This is a genomic window from Streptomyces sp. NPDC055506, assembly GCF_053643595.1.
Window position 1 is genome coordinate 68,965 of record NZ_JBSHKH010000027.1, and the last position, 6,232, is coordinate 75,196.

Annotated in this window: 6 protein-coding genes; 3 read left to right on the plus strand and 3 right to left on the minus strand. The window is 70.7% G+C overall.

Going from position 1 to position 6,232, the window contains the following annotated elements; all coding sequences use genetic code 11:
• The first annotated feature begins 143 nt into the window (after positions 1–143).
• Complete coding sequence (locus ACWIF2_RS13550; protein ID WP_454360371.1) at positions 144–686, plus strand: PPA1309 family protein; 543 nt, start codon at positions 144–146, stop codon at positions 684–686.
• 158 nt (positions 687–844) lie between these two features.
• Here the strand turns inward: ACWIF2_RS13550 and ACWIF2_RS13555 are convergent, their stop codons facing one another.
• The 3 genes from ACWIF2_RS13555 to ACWIF2_RS13565 form a co-directional block, all read right to left on the minus strand.
• Entirely contained in the window at positions 845–1,936 is a 1,092-nt protein-coding gene (locus ACWIF2_RS13555) for a YlbL family protein (RefSeq protein ID WP_454360373.1), read from the minus strand.
• 378 nt (positions 1,937–2,314) lie between these two features.
• Positions 2,315–2,776 carry a molybdenum cofactor biosynthesis protein MoaE gene (locus tag ACWIF2_RS13560; protein ID WP_454360375.1) on the minus strand — a complete coding sequence of 154 codons (462 nt, stop codon included), beginning with the start codon at positions 2,774–2,776 and terminating at the stop codon, positions 2,315–2,317.
• Positions 2,777–2,926: 150 nt separating this feature from the next.
• A complete protein-coding gene (locus ACWIF2_RS13565; protein WP_454360377.1) occupies positions 2,927–4,048 on the minus strand; it encodes an SDR family oxidoreductase in 1,122 nt (373 codons plus the stop codon).
• Positions 4,049–4,241: 193 nt separating this feature from the next.
• Between ACWIF2_RS13565 and ACWIF2_RS13570 the strand changes: the two genes are divergently transcribed.
• Both ACWIF2_RS13570 and ACWIF2_RS13575 read left to right on the plus strand, forming a co-directional pair.
• Positions 4,242–5,693, plus strand: a complete 1,452-nt coding sequence (locus tag ACWIF2_RS13570) for a zinc-dependent metalloprotease (protein WP_454360378.1) — start codon at positions 4,242–4,244, stop codon at positions 5,691–5,693.
• On the plus strand, positions 5,690–6,217 hold the full coding sequence (locus ACWIF2_RS13575; protein ID WP_454360380.1) for an NUDIX hydrolase: 528 nt from the start codon (positions 5,690–5,692) through the stop codon (positions 6,215–6,217). Before ACWIF2_RS13570 ends, ACWIF2_RS13575 begins: the two co-directional genes overlap by 4 nt.
• Positions 6,218–6,232 lie beyond the last annotated feature (15 nt).

Here is a 6,232-nt window from a genome sequence, read left to right on the forward strand (position 1 = left end):
CTCGAAGTTCGCTGTTGATCCGTCAGGCCCGCGTCTTCACGGACCGTGCGTGGCCCCCGGTGATCGTGGGCCCCCACCTATGCAACTTACTCACCGTTTACTCGGTTCCCGATTCCGGCCAGGAACGAGGCAGGATTGTGACCATGTCCAACACTCCCATGGCTGCGAACCCGCTCACCCGGGCCGTTCTCGAGATCGACGAGTACGTCTCCGGCCTCGGCTGGGACCAGCCCGCCCGCCTTTTCGCCCTCGTTGACACCGCACGGCTGCGGGCCGAACAGCCCTCGCTCGCCGACCGGCTCGGTCTCGGGGACGAGTCGGAGAACTCCGGCCTCACCCCGATCGAGCAGGACGAGGTTCCAACGGGCAAGCCGCTCGACGAGTTCCTCGCCACCATCGCCTGGCCCGACGCGGTGGTCGGCTGCGCCCTCGCCGTGGAGCGTCTGATGCTGCCGCCCTCCGCGGAGACCCAGGTTCCACAGGGCCTGGGCGGGGCCGCGCTGACGAAGTGGGTGGCTGACCACCCGGACCGTCAGGAGGTGCGGATGACGGTCGCGGTCCTGCGCGACGGGGCCCGCGAGTCGGCCCTGCGCCTGCGCGAGAAGGACTCCGCCACGGAGGTCCTCACCGGCTCCGACCTGGTCCCAGGCCTGGCGGAGGCGCTGGCGGCGACGTTCGCCGAGTAGGGCGGGAGCGGCGGGCGGCGTGTAGAGCCGGAGCGACGCACGGCGTGGCGGGGGGCTCGCCGGTCCCATGGGGCACCGGGCCGGCAGGCCCCACCGGTCCCGCAGGTCCCCTCAGCCGCGCCGGTCGCCTTGCCTCGACTCGTCCTCGTGGCCCTGCACTACTTGCCGCACTTCGGCAGGTCCGCGGTGTCGCCGCTGCGGAGGTCCTTCAGGGCGCCGAGGGCGTCCTGGATGGTGTCCACCTTGATGAGGGTGAGGCCCTCGGGGGTGTCCTTGGCGGCGGCCGAACAGTTGTCGGCGGGCGTCAGGAAGTACTGCGCGCCCTTGGCCCGGGCACCCACGGTCTTCATCTCGATGCCGCCGATCGGACCGACCTTGCCGGTGTCGTCGATCGTGCCGGTGCCGGCCACGAACTTGCCCCCGGTCAGATTGCCCGGCGTGAGCTTGTCGTAGATGCCGAGCGCGAACATCAGCCCGGCGCTCGGCCCGCCGACGTCGGCCAGCTTGATGTCGACGGTGAACGGGAACGTGTGGTCGGTTCCCGCCGAGATCCCCACGATGGCGCGCTTGTCGCCGGTGTCGTCCGAGGTCGTCGTGGTGATGGTGATGTCCTGCGTCTTCGTCGGCGTCCGCTTCTCCTTCTCCGCAGCGGCCTGCTCCTTGGCCGGCACGATCGTGAAGCGGACGTCCTGGCCCGGCTTGCGCTGGGTGACGAGCTTCGCGACGTCGGCCGGCTCCTTGACCGTCGTACCGTCGACGGCCTTGATCACATCGCCGGCGTGCAGCTTGCCCTCGGCCGGGGATCCCTTGACGACCGTCGAGACGATCACCCATGACTTCACCGGAACGTCGAGTTCCTTCAGGGCGGCGACCTTGGCGCTCTCCTGGGACTGGCTGAACTCCTCGGCGTTCTCCTGGGTCGACTGCTCCTCGGTCTTGCCGTCCGGGTAGAGCGTCTCGCGCGGCACGACCTTGTTGTCGTGCGCAAGCCAGCCGTAGACGGCTTCGACCAGGTTCATCCGGTAGTCGGCGCTCGTGACCCGGACCGTGGTCATGTTCAGATGGCCACTGGCCGCATAGGTCTTGCGCCCCGAGATCTGCAGCACCGGCTCGCCGTCATGATCGCCGAGTGTGTTCACCGTCGGCCCCGGGGACATCTCCGCGTACGGCACGGGGATGAACACTCCCGCGCACAGGAGCGCGATCAGCATCAGGGTGGAGGCGAGCATCGTCGCGGTGCGGCGTGGCATGACTCGACAGTACGGGACGGTCCTGTCAGCGCACCGTCAGGGCCGCCCGTCCGGGGCGGCCCTGTGGGCTATACCGTCTTTGACCTGCTGTTTCCTTGGCTTCAGCTACCCGGCCGGGGCTTCTCCATGGCCTCGCGAAAGCGGGCGTATCCGGTGAGCTCCGGGCCGTCGCCGCGGGCCTTACGAGTCCGGTTGGCCCAACTGCCCCAGAGTCCCGCGCCGATGGCAGCCACAAGCGGAATCAGCAACCAGGCGAGAGCCGCCATGCCGACCTCCAACCCCATTGAGCGTCCGCAACTGACTGATCAGCAGATTAACCATCCGCAGTGACAACGCTCACGCCAGGGGTGCGGTTACGCAACCGGAGGCGATCCGGGATCAGCAGGCGCCGACCCACTCCTCGGTCCCGTCGGAGAACTTCTGGTGCTTCCAGATGGGCACTTCGTGCTTGAGGTCGTCGATCAGCTTCCGGCAGGCCTCGAAGGCCTCTCCCCGATGCGGACAGGAGACGGCGACGACCACGGCGAGGTCTCCGACCCTGAGGTCCCCCACGCGGTGCACGGCCGCCAGCGCGCGCACGGGGAACTCCGCGACGACCTTCTCGGCGATCCGCCGCATCTCGGCCTCGGCACTGGGGTGGCAGGAATACCCCAGCTCCGCGACATCGGCACCACCGTCGTGGTCGCGCACGGTCCCCACGAAGAGCGCGGTGCCTCCGGCCGCGTCGTCTCCGACGGCCCGGAACACCTCGTCCAGGGAAAGGGCCGTGTCCCGGATCGCGATCAGCTTGATCGGATCCTGTGCTCCCTGCTCACCCGGGTGATCGCTCGTGGATGCCATACCTCCATCGTGCCGTACGCGACCGACAACGCGGAATGGACCTATCAACCGGCACGCGCGTGTGCGCGTTGGAGCCTCCTACAGGTCGTCTCTCCTCAGGTGTGGCTGGGTGTGGCTGGGTGTGGATCGGGGGTGGCTGGGGTGTGGGTCTCAGATCCGCCGCCGGGCCTTGCGCGCCCGTCGTACCACCGCGGCCGCTCCCAGCAGCGCCACCGTCGCGCCCGCGGCGCCCGCGGCCGTCGCGTCCTTGCGGCCCAGTCGCCGCCCGGCCACCGTGTGCCTGCCGGAGACCTCCTCCAGGAGCTCGGCCAGCACCTCCTCGTTGGTGTACTGCGGCCGCCACCCGGAGTCGTGCAGGCGGCTCCCGCTCACCACCCAGGGGTACATCGTGTACGCCAGGTCCCCGGCCGGGGACGGCGTGAGCCCGATCCGGTGGAGTCGCGCCGCCGCGCCCAGCGCGACCGCCGACGGCAGCTCCATCCGCCGGATGCCGCTGAGCTCCTCGACCTCCTCCTGCTCGAGCCACCCGTCACAGCCGACGGCCAGTTCCCCGTCGACCTTCTCCAGGACGGCGTACTCGAGCGCGCTGCACAGGTCCTCGACATGGCAGAACTGCCACGCGGGCCGCGACCCGGCGACGACGAGCAGTCGAGGGGACTCGAAGTACCTGGTCAGCGCCGTGTCCGTACCTCCCACCAGCACGGCGGGCCGGACCACGGTGACGTTGAGCCCCGGGTGCGCCCGCGGGGCCCGCCGCGCCAGCCGCTCGATCTCCAGCAGGTCACCGACGCCCGTCGCCTCGGCCGTGGCCCGCAGCTCGGCGTCCTCGGACAACGGCAGCTCGTTGTCCGGCAGCGCCCCGTAGACCATCGCCGAGGTGCACAGCACGACCCGGTGCACTCCGGCCGCCGCGGCCGCCGTGAGGACGGTCTGTGTCCCCCGTACGTTGTAGGCCGTCCGGGCGGCGGCGTCGGTCTCCAGATCGAGATCCAGCGCCAGGTGCACCACCACGTCGGCGCCGCGCAGCTTGTCCGCGATGGCCGGATCCCGTACGTCCAGGATGTGCCACTGCGCATCCGCGCACTCGCCACGCCGCTCGTCGATGGCGACGACCTGCTTGACCTCGTCGGACGCGGCGAGCTGCTCGGTGAGCAGCGCCCCGATGCCGTACGCGGCACCGGTGACCGCGACGACGGGCCCGCGCGCCGCGGGACTCGCGGAACTGGTTGACTGGTTTCGCGCTGCGCGAACCTGCGGATCTGGGGAACTCACCGGGCGTCTCCAGCGGTTGTCTTCAGTACGAGCACGGATGAAGCGTGCGTACCAGGTGGCATCCATCCTGCCGCAGGCCGTCAGTCGGCGAAGCACCGAGGCCCGATCCGCCCCGAGGTGTCTACGCTGGGTGGTGATGTCGGGCAGCCGTGCCGCCGGAAAGAACCGGCGGCCCTACAAGCCGAGGAATCCCGTGAGTGACACCCCATTCGGATTCGGCCTTCCGCCGGAGGAGCCGGACGACGGCGACGAGGGCAAGAAGAAGGACCAGGAGAGCGGTGGTGGTCAGGGACCGGCCAATCCGTTCGGTTTCGGCGGCCTGCCAGGAGCCGGAGGCTTTGGCGGCGGCCCTGGTGGCCCCGGTGCGGACAATCCGTTCGCTGCCATGTTCGGTTCCCTGAACCCCAACGACCTGGGCGCCGCGTTCCAGCAGCTGGGCCAGATGCTCTCCTACGAGGGCGGCCCGGTGAACTGGGACATGGCCAAGCAGATCGCCCGCCAGACGGTCTCCCAGGGCAGTCCTGACGGCACCAAGGACGCGAGCGTCGGGCCCGCCGACCGCAAGGGCGTCGAGGAGGCCGTCCGCCTGGCCGATCTCTGGCTCGACGACGCCACGTCGCTGCCGTCCGGCGCCGCCTCCGCGGTGGCCTGGAGCCGCGCGGAGTGGGTCGAGGCGACCCTGCCCGCCTGGAAGGAGCTCGTCGACCCGGTCGCCGAGCGCGTGGGCACCGCCATGGGCGACGTCCTGCCGGAGGAGATGCAGGCCATGGCCGGCCCGCTGATCGGCATGATGCGCTCGATGGGCGGCGCCATGTTCGGCACGCAGATCGGGCAGGCCGTCGGCGTGCTCGCGGGCGAGGTCGTCGGCTCGACCGACATCGGTCTGCCGCTCGGCCCGGCCGGCAAGGCCGCGCTGCTGCCGGTGAACATCGAGACCTTCGGCAAGGACCTGAGCGTCCCGCAGGAGGAGGTGCGGCTGTATCTCGCCCTGCGCGAGGCCGCCCACCAGCGCCTCTTCGCGCACGTGCCGTGGCTGCGCTCGCATCTGTTCGGCGCGGTCGACGGCTACGCCCGCGGGATCAAGGTCGACACGGCCAAGCTGGAGGACGTGGTCGGCCAGTTCGACCCGCAGAACCCCGAGCAGCTGCAGGAGGCCCTCCAGCAGGGCATGTTCCAGCCGGAGGACACGCCGGAGCAGAAGGCCGCCCTGGCGCGTCTGGAGACGGCTCTGGCGCTCGTGGAGGGCTGGGTGGACGCGGTGGTCCACGCCGCCGCGAAGCCGCGTCTGTCGTCCGCCGACGCCCTGCGCGAGACGCTGCGCCGCCGCCGCGCCTCGGGCGGGCCGGCCGAGCAGACGTTCGCCACGCTGATCGGTCTGGAGCTGCGCCCGCGCCGTCTGCGCGACGCCTCCCGCCTGTGGGCCTCGCTCACGGACGCGCGCGGTGTCGACGGCCGGGACGCCCTGTGGGCCCACCCGGACATGCTGCCGACGGCGACCGACCTGGACGACCCGGACGGCTTCGTGCACCGCGAGCAGATCGACTTCTCCGAGCTCGACAAGATGCTCGGCGAGGCGGCGGACAAGCCCGACCTCAGGAAGAAGGACGACGGCCAGGACGGCGGCAAGGGCGACGACACCGAGTGAGCCTGTACGACGACGCGGTCCTCGTACTGAAGGGGTACGAGGACCAGGCGGACCTGTGCCAGGCCTATCTGGACCATCTGGCTGAGCACCCGGACGGCCTGTGGAAGCCGTGCCAGGCGGGTCACATCACGGCCAGCGCCCTGGTGATCGACCCCGAGGGCGGCCGGGTGCTGCTGACCCTGCACAGGAAGCTGCGGATGTGGCTTCAGATGGGCGGCCACTGCGAACCGGGCGACTCCTCCCTGGCCGCCGCCGCCCTGCGTGAGGCGACGGAGGAGTCCGGCGTCTCGGGGCTCTCGCTGCTGCCCGGCGGCCCGGTCCGCCTCGACCGGCACCCGATTCCGCCACCGTGCAACTGGCACTTCGACGTCCAGTACGCGGTCGTGGCACCACCGGACGCCGCGCACCTGGTCAGCGACGAGTCGCTGGACGTGCGCTGGTTCGGCTATGACGAGGTCGCGGACGTGGCGGACGAGTCGGTCGTACGCCTGCTGGAGGCCACGCGCGCGAGGCTCGCGGCCTGAAGCGTGTGTAAGGGG